This is a genomic window from Micromonospora sp. NPDC047670 (assembly GCF_043204915.1).
Classification (GTDB): Bacteria; Actinomycetota; Actinomycetes; order Mycobacteriales; family Micromonosporaceae; genus Micromonospora.
Map to the genome: position 1 here is coordinate 394,034 of NZ_JBIDDA010000003.1, position 25,411 is coordinate 419,444.

The following is a 25,411-nucleotide window of genomic DNA, read 5'->3' on the forward strand; positions in this document are numbered from 1 at the left end:
GGACGTCCACCGGCACCCCGCCGGGGAAGGGCCCAGGACTCACTCCCCGTGCGGGGTGGCGGCCACCTCGGTGCCGTCGGGCAGGGTCGAGATGACGAAGTCGGCGAAGACGTTCGGGGCGACCCCCTGGAGCTGCCGCAGGCACTCCACCGCGAGCTCGCGGATCTCCACGTCGGCGGACTCGGTGGCACGCATGGCGATGAAGTGCCGCCAGGCCCGGTAGTTGCCGGTGACCACGATCCTGGTCTCGGTGGCGTTGGGCAGCACGGCGCGGGCCGCCTGGCGGGCCTGCTTGCGCCGTAGGGTGGCGTTCTCCACGTCCGCGAAGCGCTGCTCCAGCCCCTCCAGCAACTCGTTGTACGCGCGCACGCTCGCCTCGGCGGCCTCCACGAACTTCTTGTGCAGCTCCGGGTCCTCGGCGATCACCCGAGGCTCGACCATGGCGGCGTCCCGCTCCGGCACGTACCGCTGGGAGAGCTGGGAGTACGAGAAGTGCCGGTGGCGGATCAGCTCGTGGGTGAACGAGCGGGACACCCCGCTGAAGTAGAAGCTGACCGAGCCGTGCTCCAGCACCGAGAGGTGCCCGACCTCCAGGATGTGCGCGAGGTAGCCGGCGTTGGTGGCCGTGGCCGGGTTGGGCTTCTTCCAGCTCTGGTAGCAGGCGCGCCCGGCGAACTCGGCGAGGGCCTGGCCACCCTCCGCGTCGGTCGACCACGGCACGTCGTCCGGGGCCTCGAAGTGGGTCCACGCGATGAGCTTGACCTGGGGCTGCACCATGTCCGGCATTCCTGGGACTTTAGTGGCGTCGACCCGGGTCGCCCAAGCCAGGCTCGCCCGGTGCAACGTCGATCACCCGGCGGCGATGCCGAGCGACGCGGCGCGCGCCCCCGTTCCGCCGTCGGACGTCGCAGCCGGAGCACGGCCCGGACGGCACCGCCTCCGGCGCGCTGTCGAGCTGAGTCGTCTACGACATCGCTGGGCGGGGACGACTCGCGGGACGCCGGCGACTCCCGGGACGCCGGCGACTCCCGGGACGCCGGCCAGCCCGTTGGTGCCCGTGGCGCGCACCGGTCGGCCGCACCGGTCGACCTGCCCGACCGGCGGGTCCGCGCGACCGCGACGCCGCGCTCGCGCACCCGGACGACCTTCGGCGACCCCTGGCATACGCACCACGCCGGGCAGGGGCTCCGGAAGCGTGATGTCGTGAACGACTCAGCTCGACAGGGCGCGCGTGGTGCCCGGCCGGCGACGCGGGCACGGCGACCGGCTCACGCGACCAGGACGCACGTGACGCCCGGCCCGGCCGGCGAGCGGGCACCGCGACCGGCCCAGGCGACAAGGACGCACGTGACGCCCGGCCCGGCCGGCGACGCGGGCACCGCCCCAGGCTCGGTCAGACGTAGAGGGAGGTGAACGGGGCCCAGGGGAGGTTGCGCAACACCGAGAAGGCCAGCCAGGCGACGAGGAAGCCGCCGATCATCTTCGAACTGAGCCGCAGCTCGGGCAGGCGCCAACCGAACGCCTGCTTCCCCGCCCACGCGACGAAGAGGTAGGCCAGGAAGGGCAGCGCGAAGACGAAGAGGAAGTGGTGCCGGGCGGCGGCCGGCAGGTCGGCGTGCAGCACGTACCAGAGCGCGCGGGTGCCGCCGCAGCCCGGGCAGTCCAGCCCCGTGGTCAGCTTGAGCAGGCAGGTCGGCGCGGCGTCCGGCGCGGCGCGGGTGGGGTCGCTGAGCAGCGCGTAGCCGATGCCGGCGGCGACGCAGCCGAGCGCGGCCAGCGGCACCGCCCAGCGCGGCGAGCGGTCGTAGAGGCGGACGACGAAGCGGGTGAGCCGGTCCGGCTCGGGCACCGGGTAGGGCGGCACCTGACCCGCCGGCCACGCAGCGGGGTGCCCGGCCTGCCCACCGTCGGGCGGGACCGCCTGCCATGCCTGGGGCGGCGCGTCGACCCCGCCGCTCTGCGGATGCGGCTGGGGGGCCGGTCCGTCAACGCTCGTCACGTCGCTCACCGTACACCGGCCACGCCCACCAGCGCGGCGGCCAGCGGCGCGGCCAGGTCGCCGGCGGCGGGCGGCGCCACCGAGTCCAGGCCCAGCCAGCCGGCGAGGCGGTGCAGCTCGGCGGCGAGCGCCAGCGCGGTCTCACCCGGATCGGCCCCCGGCTCGAGCCAGGCCGCCGGCACCAGCAGCACGCCGGCCTTCCGGTCGGCCTTCAGGTCGACCCGGGCGGTGAACCGCTCCCCCTGTAGGAAGGGCAGCACGTAGTAGCCGTAGACCCGCTGCGGCGCCGGCACGTAGATCTCGATGCGGTAGCTGAAGTCGAAGAGCCGCTCGGTGCGGGCCCGCTCCCAGACCAGCGGGTCGAACGGGCTCACCAGGGTGTTGCGGCGCACCCAGCGGGGCAACCGCGCTCCGGCGTGCAGCCAGGCGGGCTGCCGCCAGCCCTGCACCGCGACCGGCAGCAGCTCGCCCGCCTCCGCCAGCTCGGCGATCGCGTGCCGGGCGCCGGCCACGGGCAGCCGGAAGTAGTCGCGCAGCTCCGGCTCCGCGGCCACGCCGAGCGACCGCGCGGCGATCGCCACCAGCGTGCGGTACGCCTCGGCGTCGGTCGGCGTGGGCGCGTCCAGCACGGCGGCGGGCAGCACCCGCTCCGGCAGGTCGTAGCGACGGGCGAACGAGGTGGTGCGCTCGGCGGCGGTCACCTCGCCGGCCCAGAAGAGGAACTCCAGTGCCCGCTTCACCGCCGACCAGTTCCACCCCCAGTTGCCGGTCTCCCGGGGCGCGTCGTGCTCGATCTCGGCGGCGGTGAGCGGCCCCCGGGCGGCCACCTCGTCGCGGACCCAGGCGACCAGACCGGGCTGCTCCTCGGCGATCCGGCGCATCCCGCCCCAGGACTCCGAGTGGGCCCGGGCCATCCGCCAGCGCAGCGCCGGATGCAGCCCGACGGGGACCAGCGACGCCTCGTGCCCCCAGTATTCGAACAGCTCCCGGGGGCGGCGGTAGGCGGCGGAGTCGAGCAGCGAGGTCGGGTAGGGCCCGAGGCGGCTGTAGAGCGGCAGGTAGTGCGCGCGTTGCAGCACGTTGACCGAGTCCATCTGGATCAGCCCGACCCGGTCCAGCACCCGGCGCAGGTGCCGACGGGTGGGCACGCCGGTGGGCGGGGGGTCGGCGTAGCCCTGGGCGGCGAGCGCCACCCGACGGGCCTGGGCGAGCGAGAGCGATTCCGGTGCGGCCATCGTCGGGCACCCTAATCCACGCGTACGACACCCGGAGCGGACGCTGGACCGATCGCCCGCCGGGGCATAGAACGGACGCATGCTCACGATCCGGCGCGAGGAACCCGAGGACGCCGAGGCGGTCGCCCGGGTGCACATCCACGGGTGGCAGTCCGGCTACGCCGGGATCATGCCCGACGAGGTGCTGCGGCGGCTCAACGTCGCGGCGTGGGCGCAGCGCCGCCGGGACCTCGGCACCGCCGACCCGGAGCACCCGTTCACCACCCTGCTCGCGGAGGCCGACGGGACGCTGGCCGGGTTCACCACGTTCGGTCCGTACCGCAACAACCAGGACCGGGGCGACCTCGACCCCGCGCACGGCGAGGTGCTGGCGATGTACGTCGAGCCGGCGCGCTGGGGCGACGGCACGGCGCGGGCGCTGCTGGCGGCGGCCCGCGCCGGGCTGGCGGCGCGGGGCTGGTCCGACTACCGGCTCTGGGTGCTGGCGGAGAACCACCGGGCCCGCCGGTTCTACGAGCGGGCCGGGCTGTCACCGGACGGTGAGCGGTCGACCTACCCGGTGCCGCTGGCCGGCGGGCGCCCGCCGGTCGGGCTCGTCGAGCTGCGGTACGCCGGACGCCTCGGTGGCTGACCCGGCCGGCGTCGCCCGACGGCGGCTGGTCCGGCCGCCGTCGCCCAGGCGGCGGATGGGCAGGAACGCCAGCAGCGCCAGGCTGATCCAGACGTAGGTGTTGCTGCCGAGGAAGCCGTCGACCCCGCTGAAGTCCTTCTCCCAGGCCCAGACGATCCGGCTGATCAGGAAGCCGTACCCGACGATCGCGGCGCCCAGCAGCACGCGGCGCCGGCGGCCGCCGGCGGGCGCGGCCATGCCGTTGTCCACCAGCAGGATCAGCGCGGGCAGCAGCCAGACCAGGTGGTGCACCCAGGTGACGGGGCTGACCAGGCACATCACCGCGCCGGTCAGCGCCAGGCCGGCCGCCTCGTCGCCGGCGGCCACGGCGGCGCGGGAGCGCCAGGCCCACAGCGCCAGCGCGGCGAGCACCAGCGCCAGCCAGGCCAGGGTGCTCGGGTGCTCCGGGTTCAGCCGGGCCACCACCCCGCGCAGCGACTGGTTGGAGACGAACGCCAGCTCGCCCACCCGGCCGGTGTTCCACAGCGCCTCGGTCCAGAACTCCCGCGACGCGTCGGGGAAGAGCGCGGCGGCCAGCAGCGTCGCGCCGGCCGCGGCGGCCATCGAGGTGACCGCGGCCCGCCAGCGGCGGGTGACCAGCAGGTAGACGATGAAGATGCCCGGGGTCAGCTTGATCGCGGTGGCCAGGCCGACGCCGACGCCGGCCCAGCGACTGCCGGCCGGCAGCAGCCGCAGCAGGTCGACCGCGACCAGGAAGAGCAGCAGCATGTTGACCTGGCCGAAGTTGACCGTCTCGCGCATCGGCTCGTACGCGGCGGCCAGGCAGAGCGCCACGGCGAGGGCGAACCAGCGGGTCCAGCCGGCCCGGCGGGAGATCGGGTCGACCAGCCACCAGAACAGCACGGCGGTGACCACCACGCTGGCGGCCACGCTCACCGCTATCGCCGCCGACCAGGGCAGGTACGCCATCGGCAGCATGACCAGGGCGGCGAAGGGCGGATAGGTGAAGCCGTACTGGGTGCCGGGCTTGAGGAAGTCGTAGATCTCCCCGCCGTCGTGCACCCACCAGGTCAGCGCGCCGTAGTAGACCTTGAGGTCGAAGAAGCCGTGCCGGACGGCCGCGACGGACAGGAACGCGGTCACCGCCACGGCGAGCGCGACCACGCCGACGACCTGCTGAACCGTCCGTCGGGGACCCTGCGCCACCGTCGCCTCCCTCGCCCTGCGTAGGCTTCCGTCCCATGGCTCTCGGGTACGTCCGCCCGGCGCGTCCGGAAGACGCCGGCGAGATCGCACGCATCCAGCTCGCGACCTGGCGGGTCGCCTATCGCCGGATCCTGCCCCGGCACGTGCTCGACAACCTGGACGAGGCGTGGCTCGCCCGGCGGTGGAGCGCGGCGGTGCAGGAGCCGCCCTCCGGGACGCACCGGGTGCTGGTCGCCGTCGAACAGGCCGAGCAATCGTATCTGGTGGGGTTCGCCGCCTCCGGTCCGGCCGATGCCGAGGCCCTCGCCCCCGGCGAGCCGGCCGAGGCGCTCGGGCCGGACGTGGCCGCCGTGACCGACCTGTTGGTGGAGCCGCGGTGGGGGCGGCGCGGGCACGGCAGCCGGCTGCTCGCCGCGACCGTCGACCTGTGGCGCGCCGACGGGTTCGTCCGGGCGGTGGCCTGGGCCTTCGACGGCGACGAGGCGACCCGCAAGTTCCTCACCAGCACCGGCTGGGAGCCCGACGGCGCGGCCCGCGCCCTGGACGTCGACGACATGCTCGTCCCGCAGGTGCGCCTGCACGTGGCGGTGCCGACGGAGGCGGACCCGGCGGACGCGACGCCCGCGGAGGCGACGCTCCCGGACGCCCCGCCCGCCGGGTCGGTGCCGTCGCCGGCGGCCCCCACGGACTGACGACACGTCCCGCCTGGCCCGGATCGCCGGACACTGTCGGAGGCGTCGCCTACGGTGGCCCCATGACCGCAGCGACGGCGACCGGCGGGGCGGGCGTGACCCACGGCGGCGAGACCGGCCGCGACCCCGACGGTGCCGCCGCCCCGGCCCACCCGGCGCTCGAGGAGCACCGGGTCGAGCTGACCGGCTACTGCTACCGGATGCTCGGTTCGATCTTCGACGCCGAGGACGCGGTGCAGGAGACGCTGCTGCGCGCCTGGCGCGGGCGGGACGACTTCCAGGCCCGCTCCTCCACCCGCACCTGGCTCTACCGCATCGCCACCAACGTCTGCCTCGACCAGCTGCGGGGGCGCGCCCGGCGGGCCCTGCCGATGGAGTTCGGCGGGCCGGCCGAACCCGTCCCCGCCGCGCTGGGCGCGGCGGCGCCCGACCGTTGGGTGGGGCCCGCCCCCGACGCGGCGGTGCTGCCGGCCGGCGACCCGGCGGCGGTGGCCGAGGCCCGCGAGTCGGTCCGGCTGGCGTTCGTCGCCGCGCTGCAGCACCTGCCGCCCCGGCAGCGGGCCGTGCTGCTCCTGCGCGACGTGCTGCGCTGGCGGGCCGACGAGACCGCGGAGTTGGTCGGCGCCTCGGTCGCCGCCGTGAACAGCGCCCTCCAGCGGGCCCGGGCGACGATGGCCGCCTGCGACGACCGGCCGGGCACCCCGCTCGACCCGCGACAGCGCGACCTGCTCGACCGCTACGTCGCCAGCTTCGAGCGCTACGACATCGACTCGCTCGTCGCGTTGCTGCGGGAGGACGCGGTGCAGAGCATGCCGCCGTTCCCGCTGTGGCTGCGCGGCCCCGGCGACATCCGGCGGTGGATGCTCGGCCCCGGCGCCGGGTGCCGCGGCTCGCGGCTGGTCCCGGTGCCGGCCAACGGCGGCACGGCCCTGGGTCACTACCGCCCCGACCCGGCGGGCGGCCACCGGCCGTTCGGCATCCACCTGTTGGAGGCGTCGGCGGGGCGGATCGTCCGGCTCACCCACTTCCTCACGCCGGAACTCTTCCCGGTGTTCGGGCTGCCGGCGCGCCTCGGTCCCGGGCCCGGCGTCCCCGACTTCGGGCCTGCGCGGCGATGAGTTCCGGCGGGCCGCGCCGTCCACCCCTGCGTACGCCACGACAAGGAGGAAAGGCATGTTCACGGACACGAAGGCGATGAGCAGCTTCGCGGTGGACGACATCGACCGGGCGCAACGGTTCTACGCCGACACGCTCGGCCTGCGGGTGTCGCGGGACGACGCGATGGGCGGCCTGTTGACGCTGCACGTCGCCGGCGACCGGGACATCCTGGTCTACCCGAAGGAGGACCACACCCCGGCGACCTACACGGTGCTCAACTTCCCGGTCGACGACATCGACCGGGCCGTCGACGAGCTGGCCGGGCGCGGGGTGCGGTTCGAGCGCTACCCCGGCATGCCGCAGGACGAGAAGGGCGTCATGCGCGACAACGGGCCGTCGATCGCCTGGTTCACCGACCCGGCCGGCAACATCCTGTCGGTGCTGCAGGACTAGGCCGGGACGGCCGGGCGCAGCTCGGCGACCAGCTCGTCGTCCTCCATCGTGCCTGTGGGGGCGAAGCCGAGGCTGGTGTAGAGCCGGGCGGCCGAGGCGTTGTCGGGGTGGTAGGAGAGCCGGACGGGGTGACCGCCGTCCTGGTCGGCGAGCCAGGCGGCGAGGGCGCGCACGGCCGCCCGCCCGACGCCCCGGCACTGCTCGGCCGCGTCGATCACCATGCCGCCGATCCAGCGCGAGCCGTCGTCGTCCACGCCCCACATGACGTGCCCGGCCACGGTCTCGTCCGCGTACACGGCGAGCGAGTTCCAGACGTCGGAACGCATGGTGAGCAGCAGGTAGCGGGCAGCCAGCGCCGGCACCCAGGCGCGCTGGTCGTCGCGGGGGGCGACGTCGGCCACGGCTCGCCAGTTGTCGTCGTCCACCGGGCGCAGGGTGACCCGGCGGCCCGCCCGGTCGAGGAGTCCAGAGTCGATCATCCGGGCAGCCTAGGGGGCGTCCGGCCCGCGCGCGACGGTATTCCTCCGTCAGTCGAGCAGGGCGTCCAGGCCGACCGTCAGCCCGGGCCGGGTGCGGACCGCGCGGACGGCCAGCAGCACGCCGGGCATGAACGACGCCCGGTCGTACGAGTCGTGCCGGATGGTCAGCGTCTCGCCGACGGTGCCGAAGAGCACCTCCTGGTGGGCGACGAGGCCGGTGGCGCGCACGGCGTGCACGCGTACCCCCTCGATGTCGGCGCCCCGGGCGCCGGCGACCTCGTCCTTGGTCGCGTCCGGCGCCGGGGCGAGCCCGGCCTCGGCGCGGGCCGCGGCGATCAGCCGCGCGGTGTGCGTGGCGGTGCCGCTGGGCGCGTCCAGCTTGCGGGGGTGGTGCTGCTCGACGATCTCGACCGACTCGAAGTGCCGGGCCGCGCGGGCGGCGAACTGCATCATCAGCACCGCGCCGATGCCGAAGTTGGGGGCGATCACCACACCCACCCCGGGCTTGCGGGCCAGCCAGCCGCGCACCCGCTCCAGCCGCTGCTCGGTGAAGCCGGTGGTGCCGACGACCGCGCTGATGCCCTGGTCGATGCACCAGTGCAGGTTGTCCATGACGACGTCCGGGGTGGTGAAGTCGACGACCACCTCGGCCCCGGCGTCGGAGGCGTTGAACAGCCAGTCACCCTGGTCGACCATGGCCACCAGTTCCATGTCGGCGGCGGCGTCCACGGCCTTGCACACCTCGACGCCCATCCGGCCCCGGGCACCCAGCACGCCGACCCGGATCGGCTCGGCCGCGCTCTTCTCCTGCTCGTCAGTCACGGGGCACAACCTATCCCAATCGGGACGCCCGCACCCCGCCGGACCGGCACGTGCCGGGGTCGCCGCCGCACCGGTCACCGCCGCCCCTCGGCGGTGGGTGCGCCCCCGCCCCTCGGCGGTGGTGCGCCCCGACGCCGCGGGCGCACGAGACAGGGTCCGGGGCGGGCCGGAGTCGTGGAACGTCCGGGAGCCGGTGCCGCGCGGGCGGCCGCCGGGCCGGGTGCCCTGCGGACGGTCAGCGGACGGAGAAGTCGTCCTTGCCGAACGGGCCGACCACGGCCAGCGACATCGGCCGGCTCAGCAGCTCGGCGGCCAGGGTGTTCACGTCGGCCACGGAGACCGCGTCGACCCGGCTGAGCAGCTCGTCGACCGGCATCAGGTCGCCGTAGAGCAGCTCGCCCTTGGCCAGCCGGCTCATCCGCGAGCCCGTGTCCTCCAGGCCCAGCACGAAGGAGCCCTTGCTCATCCCCTTGCCCCGGGCCACCTCGGCCTCGGTCAGCCCGTCGGCGGCCGCCCGGGCCAGCTCCGCCCGGGTCAGCTCCAGCACCTCGTCGACCTTGCCCGGCGCGCAGCCGGCGTAGACGGCGAAGAGGCCGCTGTCGGCGTACTGGCTGGCGTAGGAGTAGACCGAGTAGGCGAGGCCGCGCTGCTCGCGGATTTCCTGGAACAGCCGGCTCGACATGCCGCCGCCGAGGACGTTGTTGAGCACGCCGAGGGCGAAGCGGCGCTCGTCGAGCCGGTCGATGCCGGGGCAGCCGAGGATGACGTGCGCCTGCTCGGTCTCCTTCGGCTCCACCAGGGTGGTGGCGGGCTTCGTGCGTACCGCCGGGGTGGCCGACCGGTGCGGCGCCGGCGTCGCGGGGTCGGTGTCCAGCGGGGTGCCGCGCAGCGCCTGGCGGACCAGCTTGACGACGGCGGCGTGGTCCAGGTTGCCGGCGGCGGCGATGACGATCTGCGGGGCGGTGTAGCGGCGGCGGTAGAAGCCCTGGATCTGCCGCCGGGTCATCGGGGTGACCGTCTCCTCGGTGCCGGAGATCAGCCGCCCCAGGGGGTGGTCGCCGTAGACCGCCCGGGCGAAGAGGTCGTGTACCTCGTCGCCGGGCTCGTCGTCGTGCATGGCGATCTCTTCGAGGATCACGCCCCGCTCGGTCTCCACGTCGGCCGGGTTCAGCACCGAGTCGGCGACGAGGTCGCACATCACGTCGATGGCCAGCGGCAGGTCCTCGTCCAGCACGCGGGCGTAGTAGCAGGTGTATTCCTTGGTGGTGAAGGCGTTGGTCTCACCGCCCACCGCCTCGATCTCCGAGGAGATGTCCAGCGCGCTGCGCTTGTTGGTGCCCTTGAAGAGCAGGTGCTCCAGGAAGTGCGCGGCGCCGGCCTGCGGGCCGGTCTCGTCCCGGGAGCCCACCGCGACCCAGATGCCGAACGACACGCTGCGCATCGCCGGGATCGCCTCGGTGAGCACGCGCAGGCCGCTGGGCAGCACGGTACGGCGTACCGTGCCGCCCAGCGGATCGTCGCTGATCGTCCGGGTCACCGCCCGGGAGGCGCCGCCGGAGCGGGCCGCCCCGGCGCCCCGGAAGGACGCCCCCGGGGAGCCCGGGAACGACGCCACCCCCCGTCGATCCGGCGGAAACGGCGCGGAGGCGGCCCGAGTCACGTGTTGCTCCCAGATCGACGAGGGGTGGGTGGTGCGATGGGTGCGGTGCGTCAGCTGTGCCGGGTCCGGCGGCGCGGACGCTCGCCGCCCTCGCCACCACCCTCGCCGCCGCCCTGGCTGCGCTCGCCGCCGCCCTGGCCGCGCTCGCCGCCGCCCGGACCACGGGCGCCCCGGTCGCCGCCGCGCTCGCGGTCACCGCGGTCGCGCGGGCCCCGGTCGCCGCGATCCCGGCTGGCCGGACGCTCGCCACCGGCGGCCTCGCCCGCGGCGGGCGCCTCGGCGCCCTCCGGGCGGACCTTGTCCAGGTAGATCTTGCCGCGGGCGTCGATGTCCGCGATCTCGACCTCGACCTTGTCGCCGACGTTGAGGAAGTCCTCGACCTTCTCGACCCGCTTGCCGTCGCCCACCTTGGAGATGTGCAGCAGGCCGTCGCGGCCCGGCAGCAGCGAGACGAACGCGCCGAACGCGGCCGTCTTGACCACCGTGCCGAGGAACTTGTCCCCGACCTTCGGCAGCGTCGGGTTGGCGATGGCGTTGATCCGCTCGACGGCGGCCTGGGCCGACGGCCCGTTGGTCGCGCCGACGTAGATCGTGCCGTCGTCCTCGATGGAGATCTCGGCGCCGGTCTCGTCCTGGATGGCGTTGATGGTCTGGCCCTTCGGGCCGATCACCATGCCGATCTTGTCGACCGGGATCTTGACCGTGGTGACGCGCGGCGCGTAGTCCGACATCTCGGCCGGGGCCTCGATCGCCCGCTGCATCACGTCGAGGATGGTCTGCCGGGCCTCGTGCGCCTGCTGGAGCGCGGCGGCCAGCACGTCCGACGGGATGCCGTCGAGCTTGGTGTCGAGCTGCAGCGCGGTGACGAAGTCCCGGGTGCCGGCGACCTTGAAGTCCATGTCACCGAACGCGTCCTCGGCGCCGAGGATGTCGGTCAGCGTCACGTACTGGGTCTTGCCGTCGACCTCGTCGGAGATGAGGCCCATGGCGATGCCGGCGACCGGCGCCTTCAGCGGCACACCGGCGCTGAGCAGGCCCAGCGTGGAAGCGCAGACCGAGCCCATCGAGGTGGAGCCGTTGGAGCCGAGCGCCTCGGAGACCTGCCGGATGGCGTACGGGAACTCCTCGCGCGTCGGCAGCACCGGGATCAGCGCCCGCTCGGCGAGCGCGCCGTGGCCGATCTCGCGCCGCTTCGGCGAGCCGACCCGGCCGGTCTCACCGGTCGAGTACGGCGGGAAGTTGTAGTTGTGCATGTAGCGCTTGGACTTCTCCGGGGAGAGGGTGTCCAGCGACTGCTCCATGCGCAGCATGTTCAGCGTGGTGACGCCCAGGATCTGCGTCTCGCCCCGCTCGAACAGCGCCGAGCCGTGCACGCGCGGCAGCACGCCGACCTCGGCGGTCAGCGGACGGATGTCGCGCGGGCCCCGGCCGTCGATGCGGACCTGCTCGCGCAGCACCCGGTTGCGCACCTCGGACTTGGTCAGCGACCGGAAGGCGGCGCTGAGCTCCTTCTCCCGGCCCTCGAAGCGCGGGCCGAGCTCCTCGGCGACCTTGGCCTTGACCCGGTCCAGGGCCTCCTCGCGGTCGGCCTTGCCGGCGATCTTCAGGGCCTCGGCCACCTCGGCGCGGACCAGGTCGGCGACCGCGTCGTACGCGTCGTCCTGGTAGTCGAGGAAGACCGGGAACTCGGCGACCGGCTTGGCGGCCACCTCGGCCAGCTCGCTCTGCGCCCGGCACAGCTCGCGGATGGCCGGCTTGGCGGCCTCCAGGCCGCTCGCCACGACCTCCTCGGTCGGGGCGGGGGCGCCGCCGGCGACCAGCGCCACGGTGTGCTCGGTGGCCTCGGCCTCGACCATCATGATCGCGACGTCGCCGTCGGCCAGGGCGCGGCCGGCGACCACCATGTCGAAGGTGGCCCGGGACAGCTCCTCGTGGGTCGGGAAGGCGACCCACTGGCCGTCGACGTGCGCCATCCGGGTCGCCCCGATCGGGCCGGAGAACGGCAGGCCGGACAGCTTGGTCGACATCGACGCGGCGTTGATCGCCACCACGTCGTAGGGGTGCTGCGGGTCGAGCGCGAGGATGGTCTCGACGACCTGGACCTCGTTGCGCAGGCCCTTGACGAACGACGGGCGCAGCGGCCGGTCGATCAGCCGGCAGGTGAGGATCGCGTCCTCGCTGGGGCGGCCCTCGCGGCGGAAGAACGAGCCGGGGATCCGGCCCGCGGCGTACATCCGCTCCTCGACGTCGACGGTCAGCGGGAAGAAGTCGAACTGCTCCTTCGGCTGCTTGCCGGCGGTGGTGGCGGAGAGGACGACCGTCTCGCCGAGCTGGGCGATGACGGAGCCGGCGGCCTGGCGGGCCAGGCGGCCGGTGGAGAAGGTGATCTCACGGGTGCCGAAGGACCCGTTGTCGATCACGGCGGTGCGGGATTCGGTGCCGAGGTTGGTCTCGGTCATGGTGCTGTCGTGCTCCTTCGCATCGGGGGCCCACGACGCGGGGAGCTGCTCAGACGGCCGGTCTTCGATCGAAGCGCCCGGGTGGCCGGCGAGATGCCGGGGTGCCCGGGGGCCACTACCGGAGACCGGTACGCTGACCGGCTCCCTGTCGGGTGGTCGCACGGCCCGTTTCTTCAGTGGTACCGGATCGGGGGAGCGGCCGCAGGCCACTCCCCCGTCACGTCACCGGCGCAGACCGAGCCGCTCGATGAGCGACCGGTAGCGGTTGATGTCCTTCTTCTGGACGTAGTTGAGCAGCCGACGGCGACGGCCGACCAGCAGCAGCAGCCCGCGGCGGCTGTGGTGGTCGTGCTTGTGCACCTTCAGGTGCTCGGTGAGCTCGGCGATCCGCTTGGTGAGGACCGCGACCTGCACCTCCGGCGAACCGGTGTCGCCCTCGGCGGTCGCGTACTCCGCGCGGATCTTTGCCTTGGCTTCCTGGTCGAGCGCCATGTTCTCCCTGTTTCGTGGGTTGTTCGATGGTGTCCGTCGGATCGGTCAGGAGACCGGAAACGGACCGGTACCTCGCACCCGCGGCGTCGTGCAGGCACGCGAGGCCCCACGTCGGTCAGCCGACGTCCCCGCCAGACTACCAGCACGGCCGGGCGGCGGCCGGTCAAGGGCCGCGACGCGGTCAGCCGAGGGCCCGCCGGGTGCGCTCCACGTCCTGCTCGATCTGGGCGATCAGCGGCTCGATCGCGTCGTAGCGGATCTGCCCGCGCAGGTGCGCCACGAAGTCCAGCGCCAGCCGCTCGCCGTAGAGGTCGCCGGAGAAGTCCAGCACGTACGCCTCCACCCGCCGCTCCCGGCCGGAGAAGGTCGGGTTGGTGCCGACCGACACCGCCGCCGCCAGCGGTTCGGCGTTGCCCCGGCGCACCAGCCGGGCCGCGTAGACGCCGTCGGCGGGCACCGCCGCGTACCGGTGGCAGAGCAGGTTGGCGGTGGGGAAGCCCAGCTCACGGCCGCGCTGGTCGCCGCGGACCACCACGCCCTCCAGCCGGTGCGGGCGGCCGAGCGCGGCGGCGGCGGCCCCGACGTCCCCCGCGTCGACGCAGGAGCGGATGTACGTGGAGGAGAAGACCGTGCCCGCCTCGGCGACCAGCGGCGCCCCCTCGACGCCGAAGCCGAAGGTGCGGCCCAGCCGCTCCAGCAGCGCCACGTCGCCGGCGGCCTTGTGCCCGAAGCGGAAGTTGTCCCCCACCACCACCAGGGCGGCGTGCAGGTGCTCGACCAGGACGTCGTGCACGAACGCCTCGGCGGGCAGCCGGGAGAACTCCGGGGTGAACGGCACCACGCACAGCACGTCCACGCCGAGCGCCTCGATCAGCTCGGCCTTGCGGGCGGGCTCGGTGAGCACCGCCGGGTGCGAGCCGGGCCGGACCACCTCGGCCGGGTGCGGGTCGAAGGTCACCACCACCGACTGCACGCCCAGTTCCCGGGCCCGGGTCACGGCGTGCCCGATGGTCGCCTGGTGCCCCTTGTGCACGCCGTCGAAGACACCGATGGTGACGACCGACCGCCCCCAGCCACCGGGCGCCGCGTCGTACCCCCGCCACCGCTGCATTGCGCTCCTTCCCTGCCTCTCCGGCGGGCCGCGCCGGCCGCCGGTCCCACGATCCGCCCCGCCGTCAGGCGGGGGCGAGCACGATCTCCGCGCGGGCCCGGCCGTCCCGCTCGCTGACGATAGCGATCAGCCCGCCGTCGGGGCCGAAGACCGCGTAGGGCCCGGCGATCCCGGCCGGGTCGAGCGGCCCGCCGTGGGAGAGCACCTTCGCCTCGTCGGCGCCCGCGTCGCGCCGCGGAAAGAACCGGTCGGCCGCCGCGGCCAGCGGCAGGTTCACCACCTCGGGGGCGCGCCCCTCCAGCTCGTCGAGGGTGGCGGCCTCCGCGAGGGCGAAGTTGCCGACGGCGGTACGGCGCAGCGCCGTCAGGTGCCCGCCCACCCCGAGCGCCAGGCCCGCGTCCCGGGCGATGGCCCGGATGTACGTCCCGGAGGAGCAGGTGACGTCGATGTCCACGTCCACCACGTCGGGCTGGTCCCGGCGCACGGCGAGCAGGTCCAGCCGGGAGACGGTGACCCGGCGGGCGGGCAGCTCGACGCTCTCCCCCTCGCGGACCCGCTTGTACGCCCGCTGCCCGTCGATCTTGATGGCGCTGACCGCGCTCGGCACCTGGTCGATGTCGCCGGTCAGCGCGGCCAGGGCCGCCCGGATCGCCTCGTCGGTGACCTGCCCGGCCGGGGTGGTGGCGATGACGTCACCCTCGGCGTCGTCGGTGACGGTGGCCTGGCCGAGCCGGACGGTGGCCGTGTAGCTCTTGTGCGCGCCGATCACGTAGGTGAGCAGGCGGGTTGCCCGCCCGACCCCGATCACCAGCACGCCGGTGGCCATCGGGTCGAGGGTGCCGCCGTGCCCCACCCGGCGGGTCCGCGCCAACCGGCGGATCCGCGCCACCACGTCGTGCGACGTCATGCCGCCGGGCTTGTCGACCACGATCAGACCGTCTGCGCTCACGACACCCAAGCCTGCCAGACCGGGTCGGACGCCCCGTCGCCGCCGTACGGGGTCGGGTGGACGGCCGGCCCGGCGTCCGCCGGTCGGACAACGTTGCCGCCCGGGGGCCGGACGGGACCCCGCCGGGGCGGACGGGGTGCGAAGATCATGCGCCCCTCCGCGTACCCACCATCCTGGACAGCCGAATGAGCACCGAGCCGCGACCGAGCGACCCGACCCCACCCTTCGACCCGTACGCCCAGTCCGAGGAGCCGATCCGCGTCCCGTCCTGGATGCGCGAGCCGGAGGCGGACCGCGAGCTGACCCGCTCGGAGCGGTTACGGCTGGGCTGGGCGAAGCACAGCGGAAAGCTGCTGGGCGGCTTCGCCGCCCTGGTGACGCTGTCGCTCCTCGCGGTGCTGGGCACCATCGGATCCGGCCTCTACGAGCGGGTCCGCGACAACAAGCCCATCCTGCCCGAGCGCCGGGCCGCTCCCGGCCCGGTCCGTCCCACCGACGCCGACGGCAACTCGGTGAGCCCGTGGGCGGCTACCCCGGCGGAGCCGTACGCCGCCGGGAAGGACGCCATCGTCCTGCCGCCGGCGAAGGCGGCCGCGCCGTTCACCGTGAAGCAGGTCACCCAGGGTCTGGCGAAGGTTCGGCAGGCGCTCGTCGAGGGGCGCGTCGACAGGTCGATGCTGGTGGTCAACGACCCGGAGCCCTTCCTCGGGCTGATCGCGCCGGACAACCGGGACGAAGTCCGGCGCGACCTGGCCGACGGCGCGGCGCTGAACTACGTCACCCGGGTGGACGACAAGGCCGACCCGCGGCTGGACAACGCCGACACGGTGCGCGCGCGGGGCACCGTCACCTACCGGGCGACCACCGACCCCGACGGCATCCGGGTGCTGGAGATCACCACCAGCTTCATCTGGGTCTACCACTTCGACCTCTGGCGGGCGCAGGAGTACCCGCCGGGGGCGGAGCTGGTCACCGTACGCGACGAGGTGGTCTGGCACGTCCCGCACCCCGACGACGTCCGGTCCTCGTCCCGCGGGTTGTGGGTGCACGAGGCGGCGAGCACCCTCTACAACGCCGACTGCGCCGGGATCAAGCGGGGGTTCCTGGCCCTCGCCCCCGAGGAGCCGCTACGCAGCCGGCCCTCGGCACGGCCGACCGGCGACGTCTACGACCCGGGCTGGCGGCCGGGCGACGGCGAGAGCTGCTGACGCGCAGCGCCGGGAGCACCCCGCAGGGGCGTGGTCAGCGCACCGCGCCGACCACGGCCCAGGCCCCGGAGCGCAGCCGCAGCAGCAGAGCGACCAACCGGATCACGACGAACAGCGTGAGCCCGGCCCAGATGCCGCCGAGGCCGAGGTCGAGCCCGTACGCCAGCCAGATGGCGGGCAGGAAGCCGCCGAGGGCGGCCACGATGGTCAGGTTGCGCAGGTAACGGACGTCCCCGGCGCCGATCAGCACGCCGTCGAGGGCGAACACGACGCCGGCCAGCGGCTGCATCGCCACGAACCACGGCCAGGCGAGCATCGCCTGGTCGCGTACCTGCGGATCGGAGCTGAACAAGCCGGGGACCACGCCGGCGCCGGCGGCGATGAGCACGGCGAACGCCACGCCGCAGGCGCCACCGAGCAGCCCGATCCGGCGGGCGAGGGCCCGCGCCCCGGCGTCGTCGCCGGCGCCGAGCGCGGCGCCGATCAGCGACTGGGCGGCGATGGCGAGCGCGTCGAGCACCAGCGCGGTGAAGAACCACAGTTGCAGGGCGATCTGGTGGGCGCCCACGGCGGCGGCGCCGAAGCGCGCGGCCACGGCGGTGGCGGAGAGGAAGCTGGCCTGGAACGCGACGCCACGGATCAGCAGGTCCCGGCTGAGCACCAGTTGCTGCCCGATCAGCCGCGGCCGGGGCCGCAGCGACACCCGCTCGGCGACCAGCGCACCGGCGAAGAGCAGGCCGGACACGGTCTGGGCGACCGCGTTGGCCACCGCGGAGCCGACCAGGCCCAGCCCGGCCGGATAGACCAGCAGGGGGCAGAGCACGGCGGAGAGCAGGTTCGGGCCGAGCACGAACGCCAGCGGGCGACGGGTGTCCTGCACGCCGCGCAGCCAGCCGTTGCCGGCGGCGGCGAGCAGCAGGCCCGGGGCGCCGAGCGCCGCGACCCGCAGCCACTGCGCGGCGGCGTCGGCCACCTCGCCCGGCCCGCCGGCGAGCGTACGCGCCAGCGCCCCACCGCCCACCTGCATGCCGACCGCGACCAGCACACCCACCCCGAGGGCCAGCCACGAGGACTGCACGCCCTCGGCGACGGCTGACGCGCGGTCGCCGGCCCCGAAGCGTCGGGCCGACCGTCCCGTGGTGCCGTACGCGACCACGGTGCCGAGCCAGGCGACGAGCGTCAACACCGTCCCGCCGACGGCGAGGGCGGCCAGCGGCACCCGGCCGAGGTGCCCCACCACCGCCGTGTCCACGAGCACGTAGAGCGGTTCGGCGGCCAGCACCACGAGCGCCGGCAGGGCGAGCGCGGCGATCCGGCGGGCGGCGGCCCGGGAATCGGAAACGGTGGACTGACTCATCGCCGCCGATCATGGCACGCCCGGCGTAAGGATCGCAAGATGAGTTACCGCTTACCGCACCGTGACCGGCGCGAATGACTTCCGACAACGGGTCGTACCCGTCGACGCTGTGGAACTGATGTCGCAGACGACTCAACCCGGGCAGACACCGGCGGCCGGCCCGGCGACGCGGGCCCAACCCATGCCGGGCGGCGGGCGGCGGACGGCGCGGCGGCGGACGGCGCGGCGGCGGGCGGCGGACGGCGCGGCGGCGGGCGGCGGGCGGCGGGCGGCGGGCGGCGGGCGGCGGGCGGCGGGCGGCGGGCGGATCTTGGCAGGAAAGTGCCCCTGGTGGGGCCGTCGGGTACCAAGATCGGCAGGACGGCGGCGATTTCCGGCCGTCAGGCCGTTCGAGGCGGTTCGCCGTCCAGCTCGACGGGTCGCCACCGGCTACGTGGCGTCGTCAGTGGGGGCGGCCGGGCTACGCGTGGTGCCGGTCGGATGGATCAGCGCGAGGTCGAGCCGGCGCGCGCGGGTCGCGCGGGAGAGGGACTCCTGCCGACGCCCGGATCGGCCGTCACCAGGGACCGGCGCGCAGGAAAGGTGGCGGCTCGGGCGCAGGGCCGCCACCCGAGGCCCGACGCCGGCCGGCCGGGCGGCGATGCTGTCGGCGTAACCCCGCTCCGGGGCGCGATGCCGGCTCATTGCCGCGCGGGCGACAACGCTACGGGCGTGAAACCCCAATCGGGACGACTCCCTCTCGGGCCAGGCGGGCGGTGACGCTGTCGGCGTGGGACGCCGGCCGCGTCACCGCCGGGCGGCCTGGGTCACTGACGGGTGTCCATCGACGTCTGCAGCGCGCGGCGCATCTGCTCGCGGGCCTCGTCGGTGGTCTCGGGCTTGGGCTTGTTCGGCATGGTGGTCCCCTTCCAGGGCATGGGCCACCGACTCGACGGCGGCCCGCACGGGCGGCGTGCTGAGCGCCCGGCAGCGGTCCGGGGTCACCGGAGCGGCTGGTGGGCAGCGTGAGCCCGGGTCGATCGACCCTGGAGGGAGGTGTTGCCGGGTGTGGCCGCACCGCCCACGGCCAGCGCCGCCACACGACGCCGGCCGATTCCCAAGCTATCGTTCAGGTCCACATGCTGCCCACGGTTCCCGCGATCTGGACTCACGTTGGCCGCTCGGGCCGGGGCGGCCCGCGAGACGGGGGATGCGGGGGCGGCGATCAGCGGGCCAGGAAGTGCCAGCCGAGCCACCACCAGAAGCCGAAGAGACCGATCCGGCCGACCGGCACCGAGCCCACCTCGTAGCGCATCACGTACGCGCAGACCTCGCCGAGGGTCGGGATCCGGGATCCCTCGCGCCGGGCCGCCCACTCGACGGCGGCGAAGAGCACCAGGGCCGCCAGGAAGCCGCCGATCGCCAACGCCCGCATCATCGCCGCACCAACCCCCAGAACGCCGACAGCCAGGCCAGCCAGGCCGCCGAGCGGACCAGCCGGTCCTCCAGCAGCGGATCGGCCAACCGGGAGAAGGTGGGGAAGTCGTCCCCCACCGCCAGCACGAACGTGGCCCCCTCGAAGACCCCGAAGACCACCACCGGCAGGGCCCACCAGGCCGCCGGGGCGCCGAGCCGGCGCGGGGCGGGTCGCCGGGGCACCCGGTTGCTCAGGCCCAGCCAGATGAGTACGCCGCCGGTGCCGACGGTCCAGAGGTTGGCCTCCGTCGAGAACGACGCGAACCGGCCGCCGACCAGCGAGAGGCAGACAAGCACCGGCACGGTGACGACGGGACGGTCCCAGGCGCGGGGCGCCTCGACGGTGAGCTCGTGGGGCTGCTCCATCCCGCGATTCTCCCCGTACTCGCCGGGCCCCGGAAGACGGACACCCCCCGGAGCTGACCCTGATCTTCGGTCGCCGGGGGTCGGCTCAGCGCCGGCCGGTCTCCGTCAGCGCGCCGTCGAGCTCCGCGCGGATCCGGCCGACGACCTCGTCGACGGTCCCGCGTCCGGTGAAGCCGGCGGCGAAGCGGTGCCCGCCGCCGCCCAGCGCGACCGCCACCCGGCTGACGTCCACCGCGCCCTTGCTGCGCATGGACACCGCCCAGTCGCCGTTCGCGGTCTGCTTGACCACGCAGCTCACGTCGGCCTCCGCGGTGCACCGGACCGAGTCGATCAGCGCCTCCAGCACGTACGCCCGCTGGTCGTGCCGGGCCAGGTCGTCCTGGGTGGCGTACGTCCAGACCAGGCCGTGTCCGGCGGCCGCGGCCGGCTCCAGGCACGCGCGGCCGAGCACCTCGCCGAAGAGACGCACGGCGCCGAACGGCCGGGTGTCGAAGATCCGCCGGGAGATGTCGCCGGGGCGGATGCCGGTGGCGAGCAGGCGCGCCGCGAGCTGGTGCACGGCCGGGGTGGTCGCCTCGAACCGGAACGAGCCGGTGTCCGTGCTCAGTGCGACGTAGAGGCACTCCGCGATCGCCGCGTCCAGCGCGACGCCGAGCCGGGCGAGGAGCCCTTCGGCGACCACGGAGGTGGCCGCCGCGTGCGGGTCCACCAGGTTGACCCGACCGAAACGGGTGTTCGAGGCGTGGTGGTCGAGCACGAGCACGCCGCCGGCGGTGTCCAGCCGGTCGACCAGCTCGCCGAGCCGGGACTCGCCGGCCGCGTCGAAGCAGATCACCAGGTCCGGGTCCGGATATGCCTCGGTCGCCGGCACCAGCAGGTCGAGCCCGGGCAGTTCGCGGAACGGCTCGGGCACCTCCGGCGGGCCGGGGAAGGTCGCCTGCATCCGGCGTACGCCCAGCCGACGCAGCCCGAGCCCGAAGCCGAGCATGCTGCCCAGCGCGTCCCCGTCCGGGTTGACATGACAGATCAACAGCACCCGCCCGTCCGGCGGCAGGGCCCGCACCGCCGCGACGGCAGCCGCCCAGTCCGCCTCGGCCGGGCCGGATTCGGCCGGTGGCGTCGCCTCCGCGAGGGCGCCACCGGCCGGCCCGCCGGCGGGCTCGGTCACCGCCGGTCCCCGCCCCGGGGCTGGGTCTCGTCCTCGTCCTCGTCGTGCGCCTCGTCGTCGGCGTCCTCGTCCAGCCGGTACGGCTGGGGCTCGCCCGCGTACTCGGCCCTGGCGGCGAGCCGCTGCACCTCGGCGTCGGCGCTGCGCGCCTGGGCGAGCAGGTCGTCGATGTGCTTGACCTGGTCCTGCACGTCGTCGAGGACGAAGGTCAGGGTCGGCGAGTGCCGCAGCCCCAGGGCCTTGCCGACCGTGCTGCGCAGCATGCCCTTGGCGCTCTCCAGCGCCGCGGCGGTGCCGGACTGGGCCGCCGCGTCGCCGAGCACCGTGTAGAAGACGGTCGCGTCGCGCAGGTCGGCGGTGATCCGGGCGTCGGTGATGGTGATCATGCCGAGCCGGGGGTCCTTGATCTGGCTCCGCACCACCGACGCGACCAGTTCACGCACCCGCTCCGCGTGCCGGCGTACCTTGGCCGGATCCGACATATCGCCACCTCCACGGCGTCCTGCTCCCAGCCGTCACCGGTGACGCGGAGCGCCCCGGAGCCGGCCGGCCAACATCTCGAACACTACCCGCGCGGCAACTGCCGCCGCGCGCCGCCGGCATGCGCCGGCCCGGTCACGACAGCCCCCGGCGTACCCTCGCCGACCGGCGTCGTCACCACCCGCCGGACGCGCGCGACCGCGCCGCCCGGCCGCGTCGGTACGTCCCGGACGCGGGCGTGCGGGACGCGGTCCGTCGCCACGTCCCGCGCGTCGCCCGGTCAGTCCTCCTCGCCGTAGAGCCGCCGGCGCACCGAGAGCAGCTCGGTCTCCGGCCGGCCGGCCACCAGGCGCTCGCAGGAGTCCAGCACCTCGCGCACGTGGGACGCCTCGGCGGCCACCACGGCCACGGCAATCTCCGCCCGACCGTGCAGGTCGAGCGCCCCGACCTCGGCGGCCGAGACCTCGAATCGGCGCAGCGCCGCCACGATCGGGCGTACGTATGATCTCTTGGCCTTGAGCGACCGGGAGTCGCCCGGCAGCAGCAGGTCGAAGACCGCGGTTCCGGTGAACATCGCCCCGGACGATACCCGGCCGTCCCCCCACATGATCAAGGGGTTTACGCCTTTCGGCGTAAACCCCTCGATCAGTGGTTCACCGGATCAGGCGCGAGCCTTCTCCCGCATCTCGAAGGTCTCGATGATGTCGCCGACCTGGACGTTGTTGTAACCACCCAGGGTCAGACCACACTCGAAGCCCTCGCGCACCTCCGTGGCGTCGTCCTTGAACCGCTTGAGCGAGCTGATGGTGAGGTTGTCCGCCACCACCGACCCGTCCCGCAGCAGGCGCGCCTTGGCGTTGCGCCGGATGATGCCCGACCGGACGATGCAACCGGAGATGTTGCCGATCTTGGACGAGCGGAAGACGTCGCGGATCTCCGCGGTGCCCAGCTCGACCTCCTCGTACTCCGGCTTGAGCAGCCCCTTGAGCGCGGCGTCGATCTCCTCGATGGCCTGGTAGATGACGGTGTAGTACCGGATCTCCACGCCCTCGCGGTCGGCCATCTCGCGGACCTTGTTGGCGGCCCGCACGTTGAAGCCGATGATCGTGACCGCCTCGGACGAGGCGCTCGCGAGCATGACGTCGCTCTCGGTGATCGCACCCACGCCCCGGTGGATGATCCTGAGCTGGACCTCCTCCGGGATGTCGAGGTTGAACAGCGCGTCCTCGAGGGCCTCCACGGAACCGGAGACGTCGCCCTTGAGCACCAGGTTGAGCGAGGTCTTCTCGCCCTCCTTGAGCTGCTCCATGAGCGTCTCGAGGGTGGCCCGGCCACGGGAGTTGGCAAACGCCGCCGCCCGCCGCCGTGCCTGCCGCTGCTCGGCGATCTGGCGCACCGTGCGGTCGTCCTCGGCCGCCAGGAAGGTGTCACCCGCACCCGGCACCGCGGTCAGACCGAGCACCAGGACCGGACGGGCCGGACCCGCCTCGGCGACCTGGTTGCCGTTCTCGTCGAGCATCGCCCGGACCCGGCCGTGCGCCCCGCCGGCGACGATCGAGTCGCCCGCCCGCAGGGTGCCCTTCTGCACCAGCACCGTCGCCACCGCGCCGCGGCCCTTGTCCAGGTGCGCCTCGATGGCCACACCCTGCGCCGGCCCGTCGATCGGAGCGGTCAGCTCCAGCGACGCGTCGGCGGTCAGCAGGACCGCCTCGAGCAGGTCGTCGATGCCGATACCGGGCTTCGCCGCCACGTTGACGAACATCGTGTCGCCGCCGTACTCCTCGGCGACCAGCCCGTACTCGGTCAGCTGCTGGCGGACCTTGTCCGGGTTGGCCTCCGGCTTGTCGACCTTGTTGACCGCTACCACGATCGGCACGTCGGCCGCCTTGGCGTGGTTCAACGCCTCGATCGTCTGCGGCATGACGCCGTCGTCGGCCGCCACCACCAGCACCACGATGTCCGTCACCTGGGCACCACGGGCACGCATGGCGGTGAACGCCTCGTGACCCGGGGTGTCGATGAAGGTCACCGCCCGGTCCTCGCCCTCGTGCGGGACGTGGACCTGGTAGGCGCCGATGTGCTGGGTGATGCCACCCGCCTCGCCGGCCACGACGTTCGCCTTGCGGATCGCGTCGAGCAGCTTGGTCTTACCGTGGTCGACGTGACCCATGACGGTCACCACCGGCGCACGGCTGACCAGGCGGTCCTCCGCGACCTCGGCGTCGAGGTCGATGTTGAACTGCGCGAGCAGCTCGCGGTCCTCGTCCTCCGGGCTGACGATCTGCACCTCGAACCCGAGGTGCTCACCCAGCAGCAGCAGGGTGTCGTCGGAGCACGACTGGGTCGCGGTGACCATCTCGCCCAGGTTGAACATCTCCTGGACCAGCGAACCCGGGTTGGCGTTGATCTTGTCGGCGAAGTCCGACAGCGAGGCGCCACGGGAGAGCCTGATGACCTGACCCTGACCCCGGGGGGCACCCGAGCTCATGGTCGGGGCCGACAGGTTGTCGAACTCCTGTCTGCGCTGCTTCTTGGACTTGCGACCACGGGTCGGCCGGCCGCCCGGACGCCCGAAGGCACCCGCGGCGCCGCCGCCACGGCCACGACCGCCGCCACCGGGACGACCACCGCCACCGGCCGGGGCACCCGGACGGAAACCGCCGCCGGGAGCACCGCCGCCGCCACCGGGGCCACCACGGTAGCCACCGCCACCGCCGCCGCCACCGGGGCCACCGCGGAAGCCACCGCCACCGCCGCCGCCACCGGGACCGCCGCGGAAGCCACCGCCACCGCCGCCGGGACGGCCCGCGCCGCCACCGGGGCCGCCACGCCCGGCACCGGGACCGCCGGGGCGACCGGTGGTGGGCCGCTGGCTCGGCATGGAGGCCGGGCTGGGCCGCGGCGGCATGGAGGCCGGGCTCGGCCGCGGCGGCATGCCCGCCGGGCTGGGCCGGGGGCCGCCGGCACCGGCGGCCGGGGGCCGCTGCTGCTGACCGCCCTGGATGCCGAACGGGTTGTTGCCGGCGCCGCGCGCCGGCGGACGACCGCCCGGCCGGGCACCCGGGCCCGGCTGCGGACCGCCGGGACGACCCGCGGCCGGGGAACCCGGACGGGGCGGCACGGCGTTCGGGCCGGGACGCGGACCCGGACGGGGACCGCCCTCGGTCGGGGGCTCCCGTCGGACGTTCTCCCGCTGCTGCTGGCGGGCGGCCTGCGCGGCCTTGACCGCGGCCTCCTGCTCAGCCTTCAGCGCGGCGGCACGCGCCTCGGCGGCCGCCACCTCGATGTCGTGGGCACTCGCCGGCTTGGCGACCGGCGCCGCGGGCTGCGGCGGACCGGGCACCGGGCCCTTGGGCTTCGGGCCGGGGGTCGGCGCGGCCGGCCGCCGGGGCGGCATGGGCTTGGCCGACACCCGGGGCCCACCGGGGGCCGGGGAGGGCGTCGGGGTCGGGGCCGGGGCCGGTGCGGCCGCCGGCGGGGCGGCCGGCGCCGGCGATCCGGCGGATGCGACGAATGCGCTGCGCAGCCGTCGGGCGACGGGCGCCTCGACGGTGCTGGACGCGGACTTCACGAACTCGCCCATCTCCTTGAGCTTGGCGAGAACGGTCTTGCTTTCGACCCCGAGCTCTTTTGCAAGCTCGTGTACGCGGGCCTTACCTGCCACTGCACTCCTCACTCCGAGGTCGTGCGGGCAGCACCCGCAGCGACCTCACTCGTGCACTTGAAGCCTGGTCATTTCAGGGACTTCATCGTGTGCTCATGTCGGTCGTCCTACCCTGCTAGCGACCCTCGCCCGGTCGGGCTGACCGGACGTAGTGGTTGGCGCATCGACGTGCTCCGCGAGCTCACCGTGGTCGAGGACCCCGGTGACGCGCAGCGCCCGCCCGAAGGCGCGTCGCCGCACCGCTTGCGCGAAGCAGGCCGGATCCGGGTGCATGTTCGCTCCCCGACCCGGCAGCCTGCGGGCCGGATCGGACCGAAGGCTGTGACCAGCCTCGTCACCGACCGCGACGATCCGCAGTAACTCGCTGGCCGGCGCACGACGCCGGCAGCCCACACAGGTGCGCTCCGGCAGCGCGCGTCGTACCACT

General features: G+C 74.4%; 23 protein-coding genes and 1 pseudogene. 5 read left to right on the forward strand and 19 right to left on the reverse strand.

The annotated features are described in order from the left end of the window. Window positions 1–39 precede the first annotated feature (39 nt). From thyX to ACGF7U_RS09795, 3 genes are all read right to left on the reverse strand, one after another. Complete coding sequence (gene thyX / locus ACGF7U_RS09785) at window positions 40–777, reverse strand: FAD-dependent thymidylate synthase (protein WP_393105294.1); 738 nt, start codon at window positions 775–777, stop codon at window positions 40–42. Between the two features lie 616 nt (window positions 778–1,393). After that, complete coding sequence (locus ACGF7U_RS09790; RefSeq protein ID WP_393104844.1) at window positions 1,394–2,008, reverse strand: DUF2752 domain-containing protein; 615 nt, start codon at window positions 2,006–2,008, stop codon at window positions 1,394–1,396. After that, window positions 2,005–3,234 (reverse strand): winged helix-turn-helix domain-containing protein, encoded by a 1,230-nt coding sequence (locus ACGF7U_RS09795; protein ID WP_393104846.1) that lies wholly within the window; start codon window positions 3,232–3,234, stop codon window positions 2,005–2,007. The genes ACGF7U_RS09790 and ACGF7U_RS09795 overlap by 4 nt, the downstream gene beginning before the upstream one ends. A gap of 79 nt (window positions 3,235–3,313) precedes the next feature. Here ACGF7U_RS09795 and ACGF7U_RS09800 point away from each other — a divergent pair, with 79 nt between their 5' ends. Continuing rightward, a complete protein-coding gene (locus tag ACGF7U_RS09800; protein WP_393104848.1) occupies window positions 3,314–3,865 on the forward strand; it encodes a GNAT family N-acetyltransferase in 552 nt (183 codons plus the stop codon). Here the strand turns inward: ACGF7U_RS09800 and ACGF7U_RS09805 are convergent. After that, window positions 3,764–5,071 (reverse strand): glycosyltransferase 87 family protein, encoded by a 1,308-nt coding sequence (locus ACGF7U_RS09805; protein WP_393104850.1) that lies wholly within the window; start codon window positions 5,069–5,071, stop codon window positions 3,764–3,766. The genes ACGF7U_RS09800 and ACGF7U_RS09805 overlap by 102 nt on opposite strands. 35 nt (window positions 5,072–5,106) lie before the next feature. Between ACGF7U_RS09805 and ACGF7U_RS09810 the strand changes: the two are divergent. From ACGF7U_RS09810 to ACGF7U_RS09820, 3 genes and pseudogenes are all read left to right on the forward strand, one after another. Further along, window positions 5,107–5,694, forward strand: a pseudogene (locus tag ACGF7U_RS09810) (GNAT family N-acetyltransferase); the annotation flags it as partial. Between the two features lie 131 nt (window positions 5,695–5,825). Beyond that, on the forward strand, window positions 5,826–6,881 hold the full coding sequence (locus ACGF7U_RS09815; RefSeq protein WP_393104852.1) for a sigma-70 family RNA polymerase sigma factor: 1,056 nt from the start codon (window positions 5,826–5,828) through the stop codon (window positions 6,879–6,881). 55 nt (window positions 6,882–6,936) lie between these two features. Further along, the gene (locus ACGF7U_RS09820) at window positions 6,937–7,314 is read left to right on the forward strand and encodes a VOC family protein (RefSeq protein ID WP_393104854.1); all 378 of its coding nucleotides are present in this window, start codon (window positions 6,937–6,939) and stop codon (window positions 7,312–7,314) included. Here ACGF7U_RS09820 and ACGF7U_RS09825 read toward each other — a convergent pair. The 7 genes from ACGF7U_RS09825 to truB all read right to left on the reverse strand — a co-directional run bounded on the left by ACGF7U_RS09825 (window position 7,311) and on the right by truB (window position 15,286). Next, entirely contained in the window at window positions 7,311–7,793 is a 483-nt protein-coding gene (locus ACGF7U_RS09825; protein ID WP_393104856.1) for a GNAT family N-acetyltransferase, read from the reverse strand. The genes ACGF7U_RS09820 and ACGF7U_RS09825 overlap by 4 nt on opposite strands. A 48-nt stretch (window positions 7,794–7,841) precedes the next feature. Then, window positions 7,842–8,615: a 4-hydroxy-tetrahydrodipicolinate reductase gene (gene dapB, locus ACGF7U_RS09830; RefSeq protein WP_393104858.1), complete on the reverse strand. Its 774-nt coding sequence runs from the start codon at window positions 8,613–8,615 to the stop codon at window positions 7,842–7,844. A gap of 235 nt (window positions 8,616–8,850) precedes the next feature. Next, a complete protein-coding gene (locus tag ACGF7U_RS09835; RefSeq protein ID WP_393104860.1) occupies window positions 8,851–10,275 on the reverse strand; it encodes a M16 family metallopeptidase in 1,425 nt (474 codons plus the stop codon). 50 nt (window positions 10,276–10,325) lie between these two features. Continuing rightward, the gene (locus ACGF7U_RS09840) at window positions 10,326–12,734 is read right to left on the reverse strand and encodes a polyribonucleotide nucleotidyltransferase (protein ID WP_393104862.1); all 2,409 of its coding nucleotides are present in this window, start codon (window positions 12,732–12,734) and stop codon (window positions 10,326–10,328) included. Window positions 12,735–12,956: 222 nt separating this feature from the next. Next, complete coding sequence (gene rpsO / locus ACGF7U_RS09845; RefSeq protein ID WP_043962418.1) at window positions 12,957–13,226, reverse strand: 30S ribosomal protein S15; 270 nt, start codon at window positions 13,224–13,226, stop codon at window positions 12,957–12,959. A 181-nt stretch (window positions 13,227–13,407) separates the two neighbouring features. Then, on the reverse strand, window positions 13,408–14,337 hold the full coding sequence (locus ACGF7U_RS09850; RefSeq protein WP_393104864.1) for a bifunctional riboflavin kinase/FAD synthetase: 930 nt from the start codon (window positions 14,335–14,337) through the stop codon (window positions 13,408–13,410). A 64-nt stretch (window positions 14,338–14,401) separates the two neighbouring features. Beyond that, complete coding sequence (gene truB / locus ACGF7U_RS09855; RefSeq protein WP_393104865.1) at window positions 14,402–15,286, reverse strand: tRNA pseudouridine(55) synthase TruB; 885 nt, start codon at window positions 15,284–15,286, stop codon at window positions 14,402–14,404. A 185-nt stretch (window positions 15,287–15,471) separates the two neighbouring features. Here truB and ACGF7U_RS09860 point away from each other — a divergent pair, with 185 nt between their 5' ends. Next, window positions 15,472–16,494, forward strand: coding sequence for a hypothetical protein (locus ACGF7U_RS09860; RefSeq protein WP_393104867.1), 1,023 nt, complete (start codon window positions 15,472–15,474; stop codon window positions 16,492–16,494). 34 nt (window positions 16,495–16,528) lie between these two features. On the opposite strand, the gene ACGF7U_RS09865 is transcribed toward ACGF7U_RS09860, so the two are convergent. From ACGF7U_RS09865 to ACGF7U_RS09900, 8 genes are all read right to left on the reverse strand, one after another. After that, window positions 16,529–17,851, reverse strand: coding sequence for an MATE family efflux transporter (locus ACGF7U_RS09865; protein WP_393104869.1), 1,323 nt, complete (start codon window positions 17,849–17,851; stop codon window positions 16,529–16,531). Window positions 17,852–19,055: 1,204 nt separating this feature from the next. Then, window positions 19,056–19,265, reverse strand: coding sequence for a DUF6186 family protein (locus ACGF7U_RS09870; RefSeq protein ID WP_289281016.1), 210 nt, complete (start codon window positions 19,263–19,265; stop codon window positions 19,056–19,058). Further along, window positions 19,265–19,672 carry a hypothetical protein gene (locus ACGF7U_RS09875; protein WP_393104871.1) on the reverse strand — a complete coding sequence of 136 codons (408 nt, stop codon included), beginning with the start codon at window positions 19,670–19,672 and terminating at the stop codon, window positions 19,265–19,267. The genes ACGF7U_RS09870 and ACGF7U_RS09875 overlap by 1 nt, the downstream gene beginning before the upstream one ends. An 85-nt stretch (window positions 19,673–19,757) precedes the next feature. Beyond that, on the reverse strand, window positions 19,758–20,840 hold the full coding sequence (locus ACGF7U_RS09880; protein WP_393104873.1) for a bifunctional oligoribonuclease/PAP phosphatase NrnA: 1,083 nt from the start codon (window positions 20,838–20,840) through the stop codon (window positions 19,758–19,760). Beyond that, complete coding sequence (gene rbfA, locus ACGF7U_RS09885; RefSeq protein WP_393104875.1) at window positions 20,837–21,322, reverse strand: 30S ribosome-binding factor RbfA; 486 nt, start codon at window positions 21,320–21,322, stop codon at window positions 20,837–20,839. The genes ACGF7U_RS09880 and rbfA overlap by 4 nt, the downstream gene beginning before the upstream one ends. Before the next feature lie 278 nt (window positions 21,323–21,600). After that, window positions 21,601–21,894, reverse strand: a complete 294-nt coding sequence (locus ACGF7U_RS09890; protein ID WP_101414636.1) for a DUF503 domain-containing protein — start codon at window positions 21,892–21,894, stop codon at window positions 21,601–21,603. An 87-nt stretch (window positions 21,895–21,981) separates the two neighbouring features. Continuing rightward, on the reverse strand, window positions 21,982–24,984 hold the full coding sequence (infB, locus tag ACGF7U_RS09895; protein WP_393104877.1) for a translation initiation factor IF-2: 3,003 nt from the start codon (window positions 24,982–24,984) through the stop codon (window positions 21,982–21,984). A gap of 93 nt (window positions 24,985–25,077) precedes the next feature. Further along, on the reverse strand, window positions 25,078–25,410 hold the full coding sequence (locus ACGF7U_RS09900; RefSeq protein WP_393104879.1) for a YlxR family protein: 333 nt from the start codon (window positions 25,408–25,410) through the stop codon (window positions 25,078–25,080). Between the last annotated feature and the right edge of the window lies 1 nt (window position 25,411).